The sequence below is a fragment of the Streptomyces peucetius genome, assembly GCF_025854275.1.
In the GTDB taxonomy this organism is placed as follows: domain Bacteria; phylum Actinomycetota; class Actinomycetes; order Streptomycetales; family Streptomycetaceae; genus Streptomyces; species Streptomyces peucetius_A.
On record NZ_CP107567.1, the window covers coordinates 3082674 to 3099538 of the forward strand.

Annotated in this window: 15 protein-coding genes and 1 pseudogene; 5 read left to right on the forward strand and 11 right to left on the reverse strand. The window is 71.4% G+C overall.

Annotated features, from left to right (window positions below):
- Positions 1 to 63: 63 nt before the first annotated feature.
- From OGH68_RS13975 to OGH68_RS13985, 3 genes are read right to left on the reverse strand one after another with little or no spacing between them, the layout of a single operon-like run.
- On the reverse strand, positions 64 to 1263 hold the full coding sequence (locus OGH68_RS13975) for a dipeptidase (protein WP_264243985.1): 1200 nt from the start codon (positions 1261 to 1263) through the stop codon (positions 64 to 66).
- A gap of 21 nt (positions 1264 to 1284) precedes the next feature.
- Positions 1285 to 1806 (reverse strand): 5-(carboxyamino)imidazole ribonucleotide mutase, encoded by a 522-nt coding sequence (gene purE / locus OGH68_RS13980; protein ID WP_264243987.1) that lies wholly within the window; start codon positions 1804 to 1806, stop codon positions 1285 to 1287.
- A 5-nt stretch (positions 1807 to 1811) separates the two neighbouring features.
- Positions 1812 to 2963, reverse strand: a complete 1152-nt coding sequence (locus OGH68_RS13985; RefSeq protein WP_319020204.1) for a 5-(carboxyamino)imidazole ribonucleotide synthase — start codon at positions 2961 to 2963, stop codon at positions 1812 to 1814.
- Positions 2964 to 3125: 162 nt separating this feature from the next.
- Between OGH68_RS13985 and OGH68_RS13990 the strand changes: the two genes are divergently transcribed.
- On the forward strand, positions 3126 to 3668 hold the full coding sequence (locus tag OGH68_RS13990) for a GtrA family protein (RefSeq protein ID WP_264243989.1): 543 nt from the start codon (positions 3126 to 3128) through the stop codon (positions 3666 to 3668).
- Positions 3669 to 3693: 25 nt separating this feature from the next.
- Here the strand turns inward: OGH68_RS13990 and OGH68_RS13995 are convergent, their stop codons facing one another.
- Together OGH68_RS13995 and OGH68_RS14000 are read right to left on the reverse strand one after the other, a co-directional pair.
- Positions 3694 to 4959 (reverse strand): ATP-binding protein, encoded by a 1266-nt coding sequence (locus OGH68_RS13995; RefSeq protein ID WP_264243991.1) that lies wholly within the window; start codon positions 4957 to 4959, stop codon positions 3694 to 3696.
- A gap of 21 nt (positions 4960 to 4980) precedes the next feature.
- Positions 4981 to 5658 (reverse strand): response regulator transcription factor, encoded by a 678-nt coding sequence (locus OGH68_RS14000; protein WP_264243992.1) that lies wholly within the window; start codon positions 5656 to 5658, stop codon positions 4981 to 4983.
- Between the two features lie 487 nt (positions 5659 to 6145).
- Here OGH68_RS14000 and OGH68_RS14005 point away from each other — a divergent pair, with 487 nt between their 5' ends.
- Positions 6146 to 7645 (forward strand): peptide MFS transporter, encoded by a 1500-nt coding sequence (locus OGH68_RS14005; RefSeq protein ID WP_264243994.1) that lies wholly within the window; start codon positions 6146 to 6148, stop codon positions 7643 to 7645.
- A 60-nt stretch (positions 7646 to 7705) separates the two neighbouring features.
- Here the strand turns inward: OGH68_RS14005 and OGH68_RS14010 are convergent, their stop codons facing one another.
- From OGH68_RS14010 to OGH68_RS14035, 6 genes are all read right to left on the reverse strand, one after another.
- Positions 7706 to 9058 (reverse strand): hypothetical protein, encoded by a 1353-nt coding sequence (locus tag OGH68_RS14010; RefSeq protein ID WP_264243996.1) that lies wholly within the window; start codon positions 9056 to 9058, stop codon positions 7706 to 7708.
- 14 nt (positions 9059 to 9072) lie between these two features.
- On the reverse strand, positions 9073 to 10104 hold the full coding sequence (locus tag OGH68_RS14015; RefSeq protein ID WP_264243998.1) for a hypothetical protein: 1032 nt from the start codon (positions 10102 to 10104) through the stop codon (positions 9073 to 9075).
- Between the two features lie 2 nt (positions 10105 to 10106).
- Complete coding sequence (locus OGH68_RS14020; protein WP_264244000.1) at positions 10107 to 10847, reverse strand: hypothetical protein; 741 nt, start codon at positions 10845 to 10847, stop codon at positions 10107 to 10109.
- A 3-nt stretch (positions 10848 to 10850) separates the two neighbouring features.
- A complete protein-coding gene (locus tag OGH68_RS14025) occupies positions 10851 to 11582 on the reverse strand; it encodes a peptidase (RefSeq protein WP_264244001.1) in 732 nt (243 codons plus the stop codon).
- A gap of 133 nt (positions 11583 to 11715) precedes the next feature.
- A complete protein-coding gene (locus OGH68_RS14030; RefSeq protein ID WP_264244002.1) occupies positions 11716 to 12228 on the reverse strand; it encodes an ATP-binding protein in 513 nt (170 codons plus the stop codon).
- 178 nt (positions 12229 to 12406) lie between these two features.
- Entirely contained in the window at positions 12407 to 12775 is a 369-nt protein-coding gene (locus OGH68_RS14035; protein ID WP_264250067.1) for an STAS domain-containing protein, read from the reverse strand.
- 309 nt (positions 12776 to 13084) lie between these two features.
- Here OGH68_RS14035 and OGH68_RS14040 point away from each other — a divergent pair, with 309 nt between their 5' ends.
- From OGH68_RS14040 to OGH68_RS14050, 3 genes and pseudogenes are all read left to right on the forward strand, one after another.
- Positions 13085 to 13978: an RNA polymerase sigma factor SigF gene (locus OGH68_RS14040; RefSeq protein ID WP_264250069.1), complete on the forward strand. Its 894-nt coding sequence runs from the start codon at positions 13085 to 13087 to the stop codon at positions 13976 to 13978.
- A gap of 137 nt (positions 13979 to 14115) precedes the next feature.
- A complete protein-coding gene (locus OGH68_RS14045; RefSeq protein WP_413470981.1) occupies positions 14116 to 15384 on the forward strand; it encodes a DegT/DnrJ/EryC1/StrS family aminotransferase in 1269 nt (422 codons plus the stop codon).
- 43 nt (positions 15385 to 15427) lie between these two features.
- Positions 15428 to 16865, forward strand: a pseudogene (locus OGH68_RS14050) (lipopolysaccharide biosynthesis protein); the annotation flags it as partial.

Consider the following 16865-nt stretch of genomic DNA (forward strand, 5'->3'; position numbering starts at 1 on the left):
AGGGGTCACGGCGGGTGGAGCGTTCGGGGTACGCGGCCGGGAGCCGCGTACCCCGGGCCGGGCTCAGATCGCGTCGAGCTCGTCGATCGTCACGTTCGACGGGCCGCGAGTGGTCTGCAGGTCGGCGGCCACGTCCTCGGCGGCCCGCAGGGCGCGGACCGCGTTCTGCCAGGTCAGCTTGGCCAGGTCGGCGTCGGACCAGCCGCGGCGCAGCAGCTCCGCGATCAGGTTCGGATAGCCCGCGACGTCCTCGAGGCCGGCCGGGGTGAAGGCCGTCCCGTCGAAGTCGCCGCCGATGCCGATGTGGTCGATGCCGGCGACCTCGCGCATGTGGTCGAGGTGGTCGGCGACCGTGGCGGCAGTGGCGACCGGCCTGGGGTTGGCCGCTTCGAACGCCTCGTGGATCTTCATCGCCCGCTCCGTGGTGTCCAGGTGGTGCAGGCCCTGGGCACGCATGTTCTCGTCCGCCGCGCGGGTCCACTCGACGGCCGCGGGGAGGATGAACTTCGGTACGAAGGTGGCCATCGCCACGCCCCCGTTGGCGGGCAGCAGGGCCAGCACCTCGTCGGGGATGTTGCGCGGGTGGTCGCAGACGGCCCGCGACGAGGAGTGCGAGAAGATCACCGGCGCGACGGACGTGGCGAGCGCGTGGCGCATCGTCGTCTCCGCGACGTGGGAGAGGTCGACGAGCATGCCGATGCGGTTCATCTCGCGTACGACCTCGTGGCCGAAGGCGGAGAGGCCTCCGACACCGGGCTCATCGGTCGCGGAGTCCGCCCAGGCGATGTTGTCGTTGTGCGTGAGGGTCATGTAGCGCACCCCGAGCGCGTACAGGGCACGCAGAGTGGCGAGCGAGTTGTTGATGGAGTGGCCGCCCTCGGCGCCCATGAGCGAGGCGATCCTGCCCTCGTCGCGGGCGATTTCCATGTCCTCTGCGCTCAGGGCGCGCGCCAGGTCGGCGGGGTAGCGCTCGAGGAGCTGGTCGACGATGTCGATCTGCTCCAGGGTCGCGCTCACCGCCGTGTCGCCGGCCATGTCGCTGCGGACGTAGACGGACCAGAACTGGGCTCCGACCCCGCCGGCGCGCAGCCGCGGGATGTCGGTGTGGAGCCGGCCCTTCTGGTCGGCCGCGATGTCCATCCGGTCGAGGTCGTAGCGGACGTGTTCGCGCAGCGCCCAGGGGAGGTCGTTGTGGCCGTCGACGACGGGGTGGGCGGCGAGCAGCTCGCGGGCCCGCGGGCGGAGATCCGTGGGGGTTTCCATTGGCTGTTACTTCCCGGCGCCCTACTTCCCGAAGCCGAAGGAGTCGCCGCCCGCGACCTTGGCGCGCAGCCGCTTGCCCTTCTCGGTGGCCTGGTCGTTCAGCTCCCGCTGGAAGTCCTTCATCCGGGCGAGCAGTTCCGTGTCGTGCGCGGCCAGGATGCGGGCGGCCAGCAGTCCGGCGTTGCGCGCCCCGGCGACCGAGACGGTGGCGACGGGGACCCCGGCGGGCATCTGCACGATGGACAGCAGGGAGTCCATGCCGTCGAGGTACTTCAGGGGCACGGGGACGCCGATGACCGGCAGCGGCGTGACGGAGGCGAGCATGCCCGGCAGGTGGGCCGCTCCCCCGGCGCCGGCGATGATCGCCTTGAGGCCGCGGTCGGCGGCCTCCTCCCCGTACGCGACCATCTCGCGCGGCATACGGTGCGCGGAGACGACGTCGACCTCGTACGCGATCTCGAACTCGTCGAGCGCCTGCGCGGCCGCCTCCATGACGGGCCAGTCGGAGTCGGACCCCATGACAATGCCAACGACAGGGCTCATGCTGTTCACTCGGTGATCGTTCCTCGCAGGTAGCCGGCGGCGTGGCGGGCGCGTTCGAGCGCGTCGGCCAGGTCGTCGCCGTAGGTGTTGACGTGCCCCACCTTGCGGCCGGGCTTCACGTCCTTGCCATACATATGGATCTTGAGCTGCGGGTCCCGGGCCATGCAGTGCAGATAGGCCGCGTACATGTCCGGGTAGTCTCCGCCGAGGACATTGCACATCACCGTCCACCGGGCGCGGGGACGCGGGTCGCCCAGCGGCAGGTCCAGCACCGCACGGACATGGTTGGCGAACTGCGAGGTGACCGCGCCGTCCTGGGTCCAGTGACCGGAGTTGTGGGGCCGCATGGCCAGCTCGTTGACGAGGATGCCGCCGGTGCCGTCGGCATTCACGGTCTCGAACAGCTCGACGGCGAGATGACCGACGACGTCGAGCTCCTTGGCGATGCGCAGCGCGAGCTCCTGCGCCTGGCCCGCCAGCTCGGGGTCGAGGTCGGGTGCGGGCGCGATCACCGTGTCGCAGACGCCGTCGACCTGCTGCGACTCGACGACCGGGTAGGCGACGGCCTGGCCGTGCGGGGAGCGGACGATGTTCGCCGCGAGCTCGCGGCGGAAATCGACCTTCTCCTCCGCGAGGACCGCGACACCGGCCCTGAACGGGGCCGCGGCGTCCTCCTCGGTGCGGACGAACCAGACGCCCTTGCCGTCGTATCCGCCCTGCACCGTCTTCAGGATGACGGGGAAGCCCCCGACCTCCTCGGCGAACGCCGTCACGTCCGCCGGGTCGGTCACGATGCGGTGGCGCGGGCAGGGGGCGCCGATCTCCATGAGCTTGGCGCGCATCACACCCTTGTCCTGGGCGTGCACCAGGGCCTCCGGCCCCGGCCGTACCGCGATGCCCTGCGCCTCAAGGGCGCGCAGGTGCTCGTACGGCACATGCTCGTGGTCGAAGGTGATCACGTCACAGCCGCGCGCGAACTCGAGGAGCGTGTCCAGGTCGCGATAGTCGCCGACGACGACATCGCTCACCACCTGGGCCGCTGAGTCCTGGGGGGTGTCACTGAGGAGCTTGAACTTCAGGCCGAGGGGGATACCCGCCTCATGGGTCATGCGGGCGAGCTGACCGCCGCCGACCATGCCGACTACCGGGAACGTCACGCTCCTAGGGTATCCGCCCAGCCGGCGGGCCCTTGCTTCCGTATGTTCCGACAAGCACTGTGCCGCAGGTCACACCGCTCTCACGGCTCCCAGGCGACACGGAGAGCCGCTGGTTAGCATGACAGGTACGACGATGCCGACTGACGAGGCTGGGCTCGCACTATGAGTGCTCGCACTACGAGCGGACGAGGCGGAAGGCTGCGGGGGCAGCTCCAGCAGCTCACCCGGGAAGTGGCCAAGTTCGGCGCGGTCGGCGGGGCGGGGCTGCTCGTCAACCTCGCGGTCTTCAATCTCGTACGGCAGGTCACCGAGATCCCGGTCGTCCGGGCGTCGATCCTGGCGACGGTCGTCGCGATCGCCTTCAACTACGTGGGCTTCCGGTACTTCACCTACCGCGACCGCGACAAGACCCGCCGGACCCGCGAACTGACCCTGTTCCTGGTGTTCAGCGCCGTGGGCCTGGTGATCGAGAACGGCGTCCTGTACACGGCGACGTACGGCTTCGGCTGGGACACCCCGCTCCAGAGCAACATCTTCAAGTTCCTCGGGATCGGTGTCGCGACGCTGTTCCGGTTCTGGTCGTACCGCACCTGGGTGTTCCGGGCGCTGCCCCAGCGGGGGCCGGTGAAGCAGGCCGACTCGTTCCTCGCGCAGCGCCGGCCGCAGCCGGAACCCGAGCCGGTGCGGGACCCCGTCGGCCGCTGACGCGCGGCGCGCACCGCGGGCCGGCTCATCTGACCGTCGGCTTCTCGTCCTTGCGCTTTCTCGCCACCCGGCTCAGGAAGAGCGCGAACACGGGCGGGTGCTGCTGGAGCAGCTCCAGCCGGCCGCCGTCCGCCTCCGCCAGGTCCCGCGCGACCGCCAGCCCGATGCCGGTCGAGTTGCGGCCGCTGATGGTCCGCTCGAAGATCCGCGCCCCGAGATCGCTCGACACGCCGGGCCCCTCGTCCGTCACCTCCACCACCGCCTGGTTGCCGGTGACCCTGGTGCGCACGGCGATGGTGCCGCCGCCGTGCATCAGCGAGTTCTCGATCAGCGCCGCGAGGACCTGGGCCACCGCGCCGGGCGTGCCGACGGCCCGCATGCCCTGGCGGCCCGAGCAGACGATGGCCCGGCCGGCGCTGCGGCAGACCGGGCGCCACTCCTCCAGCTGCTGCTTGACCACCTCGTCCAGGTCGAAGACGACGGCCGAGCCCGTGCGCGGGTCGCGCGAGTTCGTCAGCAGCCGCTGGACCACGTCGGTGAGCCGCTCCACCTGGGTGAGGGCGATGCTCGCCTCCTCCTTCACGGTCTCCAGGTCGTCGGTGACCGTGATCTCCTCCAGCCGCATCGACAGCGCGGTCAGCGGTGTACGGAGCTGATGGGAGGCGTCCGCCGCGAGCCGCCGCTCCGCCGTCAGCATCCGGGCGATGCGCTCCGCGCTGGCGTCGAGCACGTCGGCGACCCGGTCCAGCTCGGGCACGCCGTAGCGGCGGTGGCGGGGCCGCGGGTCGCCGGACCCGAGGCGTTCCGCGGTCTCCGCGAGGTCGGTGAGCGGTGAGCCGAGCCGGTTGGCCTGGCGCACCGCGAGCAGTACGGCCGCGACGACGGCGAGCAGCGCCACCCCGCCGATGATCAGCAGGGACCGGCCGACCTCACGGTTCACGGAGGAGCGGGACTCCTCCACGGTGACCGTGATGCCCGGCTCGCCCTGCGCGGTGCCACGGATGACGCCGCCGGAGGGCGGCTCGCCGATCTCGATGGGTTCCCGGCCGGGGACACGGATGTGGGCGTAGCGGGTGATGTCGCCCTGATCGGCGAGAATGTCCGGATTGACCGGCTCACCGCCGACCAGGCGGCTCTCGACGATGCTGACGAGGCGCAGAGCGTCGGAGTCCACGCTCTCCTGGGCACTGCTGGTGATGGTGCGCGTCTCGACGAGCACCAGGGAGACGCCGAAGACGGCGATGACGACGAGCACCACGGCGAGTGTGGAGGTGATCAGACGGCGGCGCATGGTGCCCGGACTTCCTGGGGGTCAGGACTTCTCGAAGCGGAAGCCCACTCCGCGCACAGTAGCGATGTAACGGGGGTTCGCCGCGTCGTCGCCGAGCTTCTTGCGCAGCCAGGAGATGTGCATGTCGAGGGTCTTGGTGGACGACCACCAGGTGGTGTCCCAGACCTCGCGCATCAGCTGCTCGCGGGTGACGACCCGGCCGGCATCCCTGACCAGGACGCGCAGCAGGTCGAACTCCTTCGCCGTCAGCTGCAGCTCCTCGTCGCCCATCCAGGCGCGGTGGGACTCGACGTCGATCCGGACACCGTGCGTGGCGGGCGCCGGTACGGCCTCCGTGGCGCCGCGCCGCAGCAGGGCCCGGACCCGGGCGAGCAGCTCGGCGAGGCGGAACGGCTTGGTGACGTAGTCGTCGGCGCCCGCGTCGAGGCCCACGACGGTGTCCACCTCGTCGGCGCGTGCGGTGAGCACCAGGATCGGGATCGAGTGCCCCTCGGCGCGCAGCCGGCGGGCGACCTCCAGGCCGTCCATATCGGGCAGCCCGAGATCGAGCACCACGAGATCCGCGCCGCCGGCGAGTCCCGCGTCGAGGGCCGACGGGCCGTCCTCGCGTACCTCCACCTCGTATCCCTCCCGGCGCAGGGCACGGGCCAGCGGTTCCGAGATGGACGCGTCGTCCTCGGCGAGCAGTACACGGGTCATGGGGTGATGGTAGTCCGCGGTGACCGGCCCTCGGGGCGTGATCGTGGGACCCTGCGGCTATAGGGTGCGATCCTGATTGACACCTTCGATTCAGGGCACGCGGTTCCATATTCACCTGTGATTCATGTCTCAAGTCCTTCCATATGCCGCACTGTCGTGTCGTATGGTGGCGAGACTCCCGTAGTGCAACTCGGGGACCTTTGGCTGCCCTGCGCACCGAAGGTCTCTTTTTCTGCATGAAGGTCGGCCCGGTACCGTTCCATCCGTTTCGAGCCCGGCCTCACGCAGCGAATGACCTGTTGGCCGGGCTCCGGGTGCGACACGGCGTCCGGGGCGTGGATCCCGGTGCGGGCCGTTCCCGACCTCCGATTCGCGGAGGGGCCCCTGACAGACGTGGGGGCGGACGGCCCCGTACCGGTGCCGGCCTCCCCCCACCGGGCGCGCATCGCTCACGAAGCGCCGCGTCCCGAGCAAGCAAGGATCGACCATGGCGTCCAGCCTGACGACGGATTCGGCCAGTACCCCTGGCTCGGAGAAGACGTTCCTCGGCCACCCACGCGGTCTGGCCATTCTCTTCATGACCGAGATGTGGGAGCGCTACAGCTTCTACGGCATGCGCGCCTTGCTCGTGCTGTACCTGTCGGCCAAGGTCGCCGACGGCGGTCTCGGTTTCGACGCGGCGACAGCCGTCGCCATCTACTCCGTCTACAACGCCATGGTCTACCTGCTCGCCCTGCCGGGCGGCTGGTTCGGTGACCGTGTGTGGGGTGCGCGGAAGACGGTCGCCGTCTCCGGCACGATCATCATGATCGGCCACTTCATGCTGGCCCTGCCGATGGAGGTCTCGTTCTTCGTCGGACTGGCCCTCATCGCGGCCGGTTCCGGTCTCCTCAAGGCCAACATCTCCACGATGGTCGGCCACCTCTACCGGGACAAGAACGACCCGCGCCGCGACGGCGGCTTCACGATCTTCTACATGGGCATCAACCTCGGTGCCTTCGCCGCACCGCTGACGATCGGGCTCGTGGGCCAGAAGGTCAACTGGCACTACGGCTTCGCCCTGGCCGGTGTCGGCATGGCGCTCGGACTGATCTGCTACTTCCTCGGCTCCCGCACGCTGGCCCCGGAGTCCAGCCGGGTGCCCGCCCCGCTCTCGGACGCCGAGCGCGCAGGCGTCATCAAGAAGGTGCTGACCTGGCTCGCCGTCGCGGCTGTCGCGTACGCCGTCGTCGGACTCTCCGGTTCGTACACCATCGACTGGGTCCTGTGGCCGCTGACCGTTCTCGGACTGGTCCTGCCCGCCTGGTACCTGCTCCGCATCAAGCGCGACCCGGACCTGGAGCCCGTCGAGCGCTCGCGGATGTCCGCGTACGTCTGGTTCTTCGTGGCCGCGGCCATCTTCTGGGGCATCTACGACCAGACCGGCTCCACCCTGAGCCTGTTCGCCGAGCACAACACCGACCTGTCGCTGCTCGGCTGGGAGTTCCCGGCCAGCTACTTCCAGTCGCTGAACCCGCTCTACGTGATGGCTCTCGCTCCGGTCTTCGCCTGGCTCTGGGTCTCGCTGGCCCGCCGCTCCAAGGAGCCGAGCACGCTGGTGAAGTTCACGATGGGCCTGGTCCTGGTCGGCGGCTCGTTCTTCGTGATGATGCTGGCCCAGGCCGCGTCCGCGGGCGGCGTCATGGTCACCCCGCTGTGGCTGTGCTCGGTGTACCTGTTCCAGACCGTCGGTGAGCTCACCCTCTCCCCGGTCGGCCTGTCACTGACGACCAAGCTGGCCCCCGCCAAGTACGCGTCGCAGATGATGGGCGTCTGGTTCCTGGCCGTCACCGCCGGTGACTCGGTCATCGCGCTGCTGCAGCTGCTGGGCGCGCCGACCGACACCACATGGTGGTTCGCCAGCCAGGGCGCGCTCGCTGTGATCGCCGGTGTCGCGATCTACATGTACCGCAGGAAGGTGCAGCCCCTCATGGGCGGCGTGCACTGACCGGTCCGCTCTGCCGGAGGGCCGCCGCACCGTTTCCGGTGCGGCGGCCCTCCGGCGTTGTCAGCGCCGGAGACGCTGCCACGGGGTGAACGTGAACACCGCGCCGCCGAGCAGGATCACCGTGCCCGCGACGAGGGCGAGGGCGCGCAGGGCGCCGGTGTTCTCCGCGCCGGTCTGGGCGAGGCCGCCGGAGCTGCCGCCCGTGCCGCCCGTGCCACCCGAGGTCGTGCCACCGGACGTCGTGCCGCCCGACGCGCCCCCCGGCTGGGCCGAGGTGTCGAGCTCCAGGGAGAACGGGACGTCGGCCGGCGGGGTGCAGGTCGTGGTGGTGCCGAGCGCCTCGACCGTGAGGACGCCGGGACTGAGCGTCGCCCTGCCGGTGGCGCCCGGCTTGTACGTGCCCGTGAGGTCGGGGATCTCGATGGGGTCGCCGGACTTGATGGGTTCCTCGTTGGTCGGCCCCTCGACGTGCACGAAGCCCTTGTCGGCCCCGCCGAGCTCGACCTCCATGGAGGGCTTGACCGAGTCGGCCGGGATGTCGGCGGGGCTGTCCATCACGGACTTGGAGAACTTCACGGTCAGGTCGTAGTTCCCGCCGTTCTTACTGGCGTCGATACGGACCGGGGAGACGGCGTCCTTGTCGCCGATGGGCGTCTTGCAGGCGTACGCGACCTCGACCTCCTTGCCCTGGAAGTCGCTCGGGCCGGGGTCGGTGGGTGCGGGGTCACCGCCGCCCGTGGCGCCGCCGTCGGTGCCCCCGGAGGTCGTGGTGCCCCCGGAGGTCGTGGCCCCGCCGTCGCTCCCGCCGGAGGTCGTGCCGCCGCTGCTCGTGCCGCCGGACGTCGTACCGCCCGAGGTCGTGCCGCCGGACGTCGTGCCGCCTCCGTCTTCCGTCACCTTGATCGTCGCGCCGGTCGCGACCGTCTCCTTCGGCGCGCACTTCGTGTCCGTCGAAATCGGCTTCGAGACATTGATGGCGTACGCGCCCGGTGTCAGCGTGACCTCTCCGGCCCTCTCCAGCTTCAGCGTGGCTTTCATGTCGGGCAGGATCATCGGGCTGTTCTTCGGGATCGGCGGGTTCCGGCGCGGGCCCTCCAGCTTCAGCTCGCCGCTCGCCGCGCCGCCCAGGGTGATCGTGCCGGTCGGTTTGACCGTGTCCTTCTGCAGATCCAGGATGTCCGGGTTCTTGGACGCGGCCCGGACGGTCTTCCACACCACCTCGACCTCGTCGCCGACCTTCGCCTCCTCGGGTGCGGTGATCTGCACCGTGGTGGTGCCCTGCACGGGCGGCAGACCTGAGATGGGCGGCGGGATGCACTCCGTCGCGTACGAGACCTCTGCGGCCTGGGCGGGGCTCGCGGCCAGCAGTGTCCCCGCGCCGCCGAGCATCAGCGCGACCCCGGCCGCGCTCATCCTCCGTTGCGTACTCACGAATGTCCCTTCGTCGTGGGTCGGTTCTCTGACGGTGCGGAGTCAGGGGTTTGCGGTGCCGTCTCCGGCAGTGGTGTCCCGGCGGGTGACGGTGCGGGACGGGCGTGGCGCGGGCGCGGGGGCCGGACCCTGTCGACGACCGCCATGCCGATGCGGAACACGGCGGTCGGTACGACGAGGGCGAGCAGGACCCAGAAGATGGTCACGCCCCACGGGACTGGCACACCCCACGGCTGCTCGGCGAGGACCTTGTCGCCGTACTTCACCGAGATCGAGTAGTCGCCGTGTGCCCCGGCCGAGAGCTGCACCGGCAGCTCGATCCGGGCCTTCTCGCCCGGCTTGACCGTGCCGCGCCACTGCTGCTCCTCCCACTGCGGGGCGAACACACCGTGCGCGGTGCCGATCTGGAACACGGGGTCCTCGACGGGGCCGGTGCCGAGGTTGCCGACGGTGAACTCGAAGGTCCGGGCCGGCGGGGCGCCGAAGAACACGAGGAGTCCCGACTCCCCCTCGAGACGGGTCGTGGTGAGCACGGCGAGCCTGCCGCCGCCGCTCTGCTCGGGAAGCGGGGCGGTCGGGTGCCCTGCCACGACGAACTCGGCGTCGACGACCTGCTGTTCGCCCGTCACGGTGGCGACGTGCACGACGCAGGGGCAGGGCACGGGCGGCTCGGCCACCGGGACCTTCTTGCTGAACGTGCCCTGCGCGTCGGTGGTGACGGCGCGGCCGTCCGCGTTGGCGCAGGAGTTCGTGCCGCCGATCACGCCCTTGTCGGGAGAGGACCGGCCGCAGATGAGCAGCATGAGGAGGGTGCCGGGCCGCCAGTGGGTGCCGCTGACGGTGAGGTCGCCGCCCCTGCCCGCCTGGGGCGCGGAGAGTTTCACGTCGGGCGTGGGCGGCGCGGCGACGGCGGCGGACGCGGCGGTGACAGCGGGTGCGGTGGCGGCCAGCAGGAGCAGGACGGCGACGACGGCGCTCAGGGCGCGGCGGGCGGGCGGGACGTCCACGACGGGGTGGAAGCGCGGCATCGTCAGCCTCCTGCTCTCTTGGCGCGGCGGCGGAACCACAGAGGTACGGGCAGGAGCAGGAACAGCAGGAGCAGCAGGGCCGTCCGGGGGACGAAGGTCTTCTCCAGCGTCGACTCCGCGCTCACGCCGCCCGCCGCCGTGACGCGCAGCCGCAGGTCGACGGCGTCCAGGGCCGGGGCGTCCCACCGCTCGGAGAGGGAGACCCGGCTCGCCGGCGGAAGGACGGCCGGTTCGCGGGGCGGGTGGCTGGTGGGGCCCGTGAGGAGGCCGTCGCTGTGGAGGGACACGCGGGACGACAGAGGTGTGTTGCCGCGGTTGACCAGGGTGTAGTGCACGGATCCGCCGGAGTACGACACGTCCTCGACGGTCAGGGCCGGTACCCTCGGGCCGCTCACCCGCAGATGGATCCGGATCGGCTCCGACCGGCCGCCGGCCGAGGCCGTGATCGTCGCCGTCTGTTCGCCGGGCGGCGTGTCCGCGGGGACGGTCACCGTGAAGGGGATCTCCGCCCGGGTGCGGGCCGGGATCGTCACCCGCTCGGCCGCGAGGGCGATCCACGGCGTCGGGGCGCGGGAGGCGCGCAGGTCCACGGTGAGCCGCCGCGGGCCCGGGTTGGTGACCAGGACGCGGTCCTCCAGCACCGTGCCGGGGCCGCCTTCCAGATACACGTACTCACGCCCCGGCTCCCAACCGGCCGTGGGCGGCGCGGCCAGGGCGAGTACGAGCGCGAGGGCGGCCCGCACGGGTCAGCCCGCGGTCCGGCCGCCGTGCGCGCCACCGTGCGCCACGCCGGCCTGCGACACGCCGGCCTGCACGTCACCAGGTGCGTCACCGGGTGCGCCGCCACGCCGGGTCAGCCACAGCACACCGGCCGCCCCGGCCAGCAGAACCGTTCCACCGAGCGTGCCGAGTGCCGTCGCCGAGTCAAGCGGGCCGGTCTTCGGGAGCTCGGACGGCGGGGTGCCGCCCCCGCCCGCCGCCGTGACGTCCAGTTCGAGGGAGGGCCCAGGACTGTTCTTCGGCGTACAGGTCGTGGTCGTACCGAGCGCCTTGATCGTCAGCACGCCCGCCGTGAAGGTGACCCTGCCGCTCTTCCTCGGGGTGTACGTGCCGGAGAGGTCGCTGATCCTGATCGGCGTCTCGGCCGGTACGGCCGCCGCGTTGGGCGGGCCCGACACCCGGACCTTCCCGGTCTCCGCGCCGCCGAGCTCGATGACCGCGCTCGGGTTCATGGCGCCCTTGCCCAGTTCCACCGGGCTGGAGGAGACACCCTTCTGGAACGACATCGTGAGCTTGTACGCGCTCCCGCTCTTCACGGCCTCGATGTCGATCGGCGAGACGGCGCCCTTCGGGCCGATCGGCGTCTCGCACCGGTAGTCGACGTCCACGACGGCGGCATGCGCGGCCGGGGCGGTCATCAGCACCACCGGGCACGCCGCCGCTGCCAGCGCGAGAGCTGTTCGTTTCTGGTACGACACGTCGGATCCCCTCGGCCGCGGCACGGTAACTGACGACACATCAGATCGGGCGCCAAGGTACGCCGGAGGCCGTGGGGAGGGAAGACAAAGAGCACGCCGTACCGGCGTGCTCCACAAGAGATTCAGGCAACGCTCACGCGGGGGCGGCGAGCTCCGCCCACACCGTCTTGCCCGGCGACCCGGGGGTTCTCACGACACCCCAGTCCATGCAGAGCCGCTGGACGATGAACATGCCGTGCCCGCCGGGCCGCCCGGCCCGGTGCGGGGTGCGCGGCGACGGGTGCCCGGTCCCGCGGTCGGCGACCTCGAGGCGCAGCACCTTGCCGTCGCAGCCGACGCGCAGTTCCTCGGGACCCTCCGCGTGCAGGCAGGCGTTGGTGACCAGCTCGGAGACGACGAGGAGCACATCCTCGGCGGCGGCCCTCCGGTCGGCCGTCGCGGCGGGCAGCCATCCCCAGTCGTGGAGCGCCTGTCGCGTGAAGTCACGGGCGAGCGGAACGATCCCGCTGGCCGCACCCAGGGCAAGCCTGCGCACGGCACCGCCGGGCACACCCGGGGACTCCGGGGCGGGTACGGCCGGTGCCGCGCCGGCGCCACCCGGCTCTGGGCCGAGGTCGCCCGGCTGCTGCTGCCGGGTGGTGCTCATCAGCGCTTCACCTCACCGATTCACCGATTCACCAGTTCGCCATGGTTCGAGTAGCAGTTGCTGTACGCAGAGTGCTGGGCGTTCAACGCTCTGCGGGGTTCTCCTGCCCGACCGCATCGTGACAACACCCACGTGTTCGGCTCCGCCCGCGTGACACAGGCAACAGGGAACCGGCCGGTCAGTTGAGCAGGGCGTCCTCGACGGAGTCGTGCACCGTGAAGACCGCCTCGGCTCCCGTGATCTCGAAGACCCGGGCCACCACGGGAAGCATTCCGGCCAGATGGACCCCTCCCCCGCCGGCCTCGGCCTTCAGCCTGGCGCCGAGCAGCACGTTGAGCCCGGTGGAGTCACAGAACTCGAGCTGTGAGCAGTCGATGACCAGGCGCACACGGCCCTGTTCGATCGCCTCCTCCAAGGGCACACGCAGCAGGTCGGCGGTGTGGTGATCGAGCTCACCCGCCGGTTTCACAATCTCGCTGCGCCCCTCGGTCCGAACGTCGACCTGAAGCCGGCCCCGATTCACGCTGCCGACCGTCTCGCGGTCCATGCCGTCCCTTTTCGCCGTGTCGTTCACTGCGTCGTCGTTCACTGCGTCGTTCACCGTGTTCTGCGTCACGCCGGGCACCGTCGACGGACAGCGCTGACGTCCGTCGAACCCTACGCCCTCCCTGCACACTCCGGTAGCCGAACTAGCCGACAATAGGGACAACCTACAGATATGCCACTTGCGATCGTCATGTCCGACCGGGTAGGGCTAGTAGGGACACAACCAACACGGCCGGCTTTGGAGGCGCCGCTCACCGCAGCAGCATGTATCGGCTTCGGCAGCCATATGCCGAGAACGATGGAGGAGACCATGTCACCCCGGCTCGACGCCACGCGTACCCCCCACGCGCCGTCGACACTGTCCACCCCCACCGACGAGACCGCCGCGGAGCCGCTGGGCCTGGAAGGCCTGCCGGAGATCCCGCCGTTCGAAGAGGTCGGCGCGGTGGACGCGCGAGAACTGTCCAAGACACTCTTCGCACGCCTCGCCTCCCTCGAGGAGGGCACCCACGAGTACGCGTACGTCCGCAACACGCTGGTCGAACTGAACCTCGCGCTCGTCAAGTTCGCCGCCTCCCGGTTCCGTACCCGCAGCGAACCGATGGAGGACATCGTCCAGGTCGGCACGATCGGCCTGATCAAGGCGATCGACCGCTTCGAACTCACCCGCGGCGTCGAGTTCCCCACCTTCGCGATGCCGACCATCATCGGCGAGATCAAGCGCTTCTTCCGTGACACCAGTTGGTCGGTGCGGGTGCCGCGCCGCCTTCAGGAGCTGCGGCTGGACCTCGCCAAGGCCGGCGACGAGCTCTCCCAGAAGCTCGACCGCGCGCCCACCGTGGACGAGCTTGCCCAGCGTCTCGACATCGGCCGGGACGAGGTCGTCGAAGGCATGGCGGCGAGCAACGCGTACACGGCGAGCTCGCTCGACGCCCAGCCGGAGGACGACGACTCCGAGGGCGCCCTCGCCCACCGCATCGGCTACGAGGACCACGGCCTCGAAGGCATTGAGTACGTCGAGTCGCTCAGGCCGATGATCGCGAGCCTGCCGCCGCGGGACCGCAAGATCCTCTCCCTCCGGTTCGTCGCCAACATGACACAGTCCGAGATCGGCGAGGAACTCGGCATCTCGCAGATGCATGTCTCCCGGCTGCTGTCGCGCACCCTGGGCAGGCTCCGCAAGGGCCTGACGCTCGAGGAGTGACCGGGCGAACCGCTCCAGGCGCCTGCCGTGCCCGGCCTCAGAAGGGCCCATTCCGTCAAGGAATGGGCCCTTCCCCGTTATTGACGGGGCAGTCCTGATTGGTCCACATTGACCCAGGGGCAAGTGGGGGGAAACACATGGCTCTTGGGGAGGGCTGCCCGCAGGCGTACGCACCGCTCGAAGAGCAGATGCGGCAGCGCCTGGGCAGAGAGTGCCTGTACGTGCCGTCGTGCCGTCTGGGGCTCTACGTCGCGCTGCGCCACTGGTGCCGGCCCGGGGGCCGGATCCTGATGTCCCCGGTCAACGACGACGTGATCTTCTTCGTGGTGCTCGCGGCCGGCCTGCGGCCCGTGCAGGCGCCCCTGCGGGCGGACGACGGAACCCTCGACACCGCGGCCGTCCCGGAGTCCGTGTGGTGCGGCCTGTCCGCCGTCCTGACCACGAATCTGTACGGCAGTGCGGACCCCGCCCCCGAACTGCGCGCCCGCTGCGACCGGTCGGGCATCCCGCTGCTGGAGGACGCGGCGCACGCCATCGGCACCGTGGTGGCGGGGCGGCCGGTCGGCAGCTTCGGCGAGGCGTCCGTCTTCAGCCTCTCCAAGCACACCGGGGCCGGTACCGGCGGGTTCCTCGCCGTCGCCGACCCGGCGGCGCGGGAGCACCTCGCGCGGGCCAGGGACGCACTGCTCGCACCCGCGCGGCTGTCGGCCGAACTCGCGTACGGCCTGCGCCCGTACGCGGAGGCCGGTGTGCGCGGCCTGCGGCTGACCGGCGCGGCGCGGGCGGCACTGCGGCTGCTCGGTCGCGAGGAGCGCACGGACATCAGAATGGCGCTGCGGCCGGACGAACTGGCGCGCGCCCTCTCCCTGTCGCCGTCGCTCGACGCGTTCGACTCCTGGGCGCGGGTGGACATGCACAGCTACCGGCTCGTGCCCGGCCGGCTCAGGATGCGGCGTACGCAGCGGCTGCTGGCGCGCCTCGACGAACGGCTCACGGCCCATCTGCGCGGCACACAGCGGCTCCTGGACACCCCGTGGGCCGCGCCCCGGCCGGGGCCCGCCCAGCCGCTGTTCCGGGTGCCGCTGCTGGTGGAGGACCGGGCCGCGGCGACGGCGGCCCTCGCCCGGCACCGGATTCCCGTGGGCTACCTCTACGATCCGCCGCTCGACGTCTACGCGGGCGACCGTTTCACCGACGCGTCGCCGGCGCCTGCCGCGGCCGCCTGGTTCGCGCGCCACGCGCTGCCCGTGGACCCGCTGCGGGCGGAGCGGGTCGCGGCCGTGCTGGACCGCGCCGGCGTGCGCCCGGCCCGGCCGCCGCGGTCCGCACCGGGCCGCGCACCGGCCCGTGTCCCGGCCGACGCCCTGCGCCGCCGCGCTTGGCACCGGAGTGCGCCCGGTGGCTGACACCCCCCGCATCCCGGCGCCCGCACCGGCGGCGGTGCCCGCCGTGGACGCCGTGGGCGCCGCTCCGGGCGGGCCGGGCGGCGACGCCGGTCACGGAATGCGGAATTCACTGTTCCGGAACGCCTACGCGCTCATGCTCTCGACGGGGGTCTCCGCCGCGCTCGGGCTCGGCTTCTGGCTGGTGGCGGCCCGCCACTACACGCAGGAAGCCGTCGGTCAGGGGTCCGCCGCCATCGCCGCGATGCGGCTGCTCGCCTCCCTCACCGCCACCACCATGATCGGCGCCGTCGTCCGCTACGTACCCCGGGCCGGGCGCGGGACCGGGCCGCTGGTGTGGCGGACGTACGCGTTCAGTTCGCTCGTCGTGTCCCTCGCCTCGGTGGCGTTCCTGCTCGCGCTCGACCTGTGGGGCCCCTCGTACGCGCCGCTCGGCACGCTCGCCGCCGGGCTGCTCTTCACCGCCTCCTGCGTCGGCTGGGCGCTGCTGACCCTGCAGGACGGGGTGCTGACCGGGCTGCGCAGAGCCGTGTGGGTCCCCGTCGGCAACACCGTGTTCTCGACCGGGAAACTGCTGCTGCTCGTCGTGTTCGCGGGCACCCTGCCCGTGCTGGGCATCTTCGTGTCGTGGGCCGTCGCGATCGCCCTGTCCGTCCTGCCGCTCGGCTGGCTGGTCTTCTGCCGGCTGATCCCCCGGCAGGCCGCCGCCGACCACGACCGGGAACCGCCGGCCCTGCGCGACATCGGGCGTTTCCTGGCCGGCGACTCGGCGGGAGCGCTCTTCTCCCTGGCGATGATCAACCTGCTGCCGGTGATGGTCGCCGTCAGCTTCGACGCCGCGCACAACGGCTTCTTCTACATCGCCTACACCGTCGGCGGCACGATGGAGTTCATGGCCGTCAACATGGCCTCCTCGCTGACCGCCCACGCCTCGCACAGCCCCGGGACGCTCGCCGCCGGGGTGCGCGGCGCGCTGCGCCGGATGGCGCTGCTGCTGGTGCCGCTCGTGCTGTTCCTCATCGTCTTCGCCCCGTGGATCCTGGCCCCGTTCGGCGAGGACTACGCCGCCCACGGCACCGGTGTGCTGCGGCTGCTGGCCGCCGCGGCCCTGCCCCGGGTGGCCGTCGAGCTGTACATCGGCGTCCTGCGGGTCCAGGGACGTACGGGCGTGCTGGCCGCGCTGCAGGCCGCCATGTGCGTGCTGGTCCTCGGCAGCGCGGCGCTGCTGATGGGCCCGGCCGGGATCGCGGGAGCGGGCTGGGCGGTGCTGCTCTCGATGACGGCGACGGCCCTGATATGCGTGCCGGGGCTGCGGGCGGTGCTCGTCGGCGCCGGGCCACCGAAACCGGTGCCGCCGTACCGGACGACCTGATCGAGCCACCTGGGGGAGAAACGTGCACCAGTCCGTCACGTCGGACGCGGAACCTGCGGCCGAGCCGTCCGGCCCGCCCGTCGCTCCGCCCCCGCGCGGGCGGCGGCGCGTT

Coding starts and splice junctions, on each gene's coding strand:
- OGH68_RS13975 (WP_264243985.1), bottom strand. CDS start 1,263: ATGGAAACCCCCACGGATCTCCGCCCGCGGGCCCGCGAGCTGCTCGCC.
- purE (WP_264243987.1), bottom strand. CDS start 1,806: ATGAGCCCTGTCGTTGGCATTGTCATGGGGTCCGACTCCGACTGGCCC.
- OGH68_RS13990 (WP_264243989.1), top strand. CDS start 3,126: ATGAGTGCTCGCACTACGAGCGGACGAGGCGGAAGGCTGCGGGGGCAG.
- OGH68_RS13995 (WP_264243991.1), bottom strand. CDS start 4,959: ATGCGCCGCCGTCTGATCACCTCCACACTCGCCGTGGTGCTCGTCGTC.
- OGH68_RS14000 (WP_264243992.1), bottom strand. CDS start 5,658: ATGACCCGTGTACTGCTCGCCGAGGACGACGCGTCCATCTCGGAACCG.
- OGH68_RS14005 (WP_264243994.1), top strand. CDS start 6,146: ATGGCGTCCAGCCTGACGACGGATTCGGCCAGTACCCCTGGCTCGGAG.
- OGH68_RS14010 (WP_264243996.1), bottom strand. CDS start 9,058: ATGAGCGCGGCCGGGGTCGCGCTGATGCTCGGCGGCGCGGGGACACTG.
- OGH68_RS14015 (WP_264243998.1), bottom strand. CDS start 10,104: ATGCCGCGCTTCCACCCCGTCGTGGACGTCCCGCCCGCCCGCCGCGCC.
- OGH68_RS14030 (WP_264244002.1), bottom strand. CDS start 12,228: ATGAGCACCACCCGGCAGCAGCAGCCGGGCGACCTCGGCCCAGAGCCG.
- OGH68_RS14035 (WP_264250067.1), bottom strand. CDS start 12,775: ATGGACCGCGAGACGGTCGGCAGCGTGAATCGGGGCCGGCTTCAGGTC.
- OGH68_RS14040 (WP_264250069.1), top strand. CDS start 13,085: ATGTCACCCCGGCTCGACGCCACGCGTACCCCCCACGCGCCGTCGACA.
- OGH68_RS14045 (WP_413470981.1), top strand. CDS start 14,116: ATGGCTCTTGGGGAGGGCTGCCCGCAGGCGTACGCACCGCTCGAAGAG.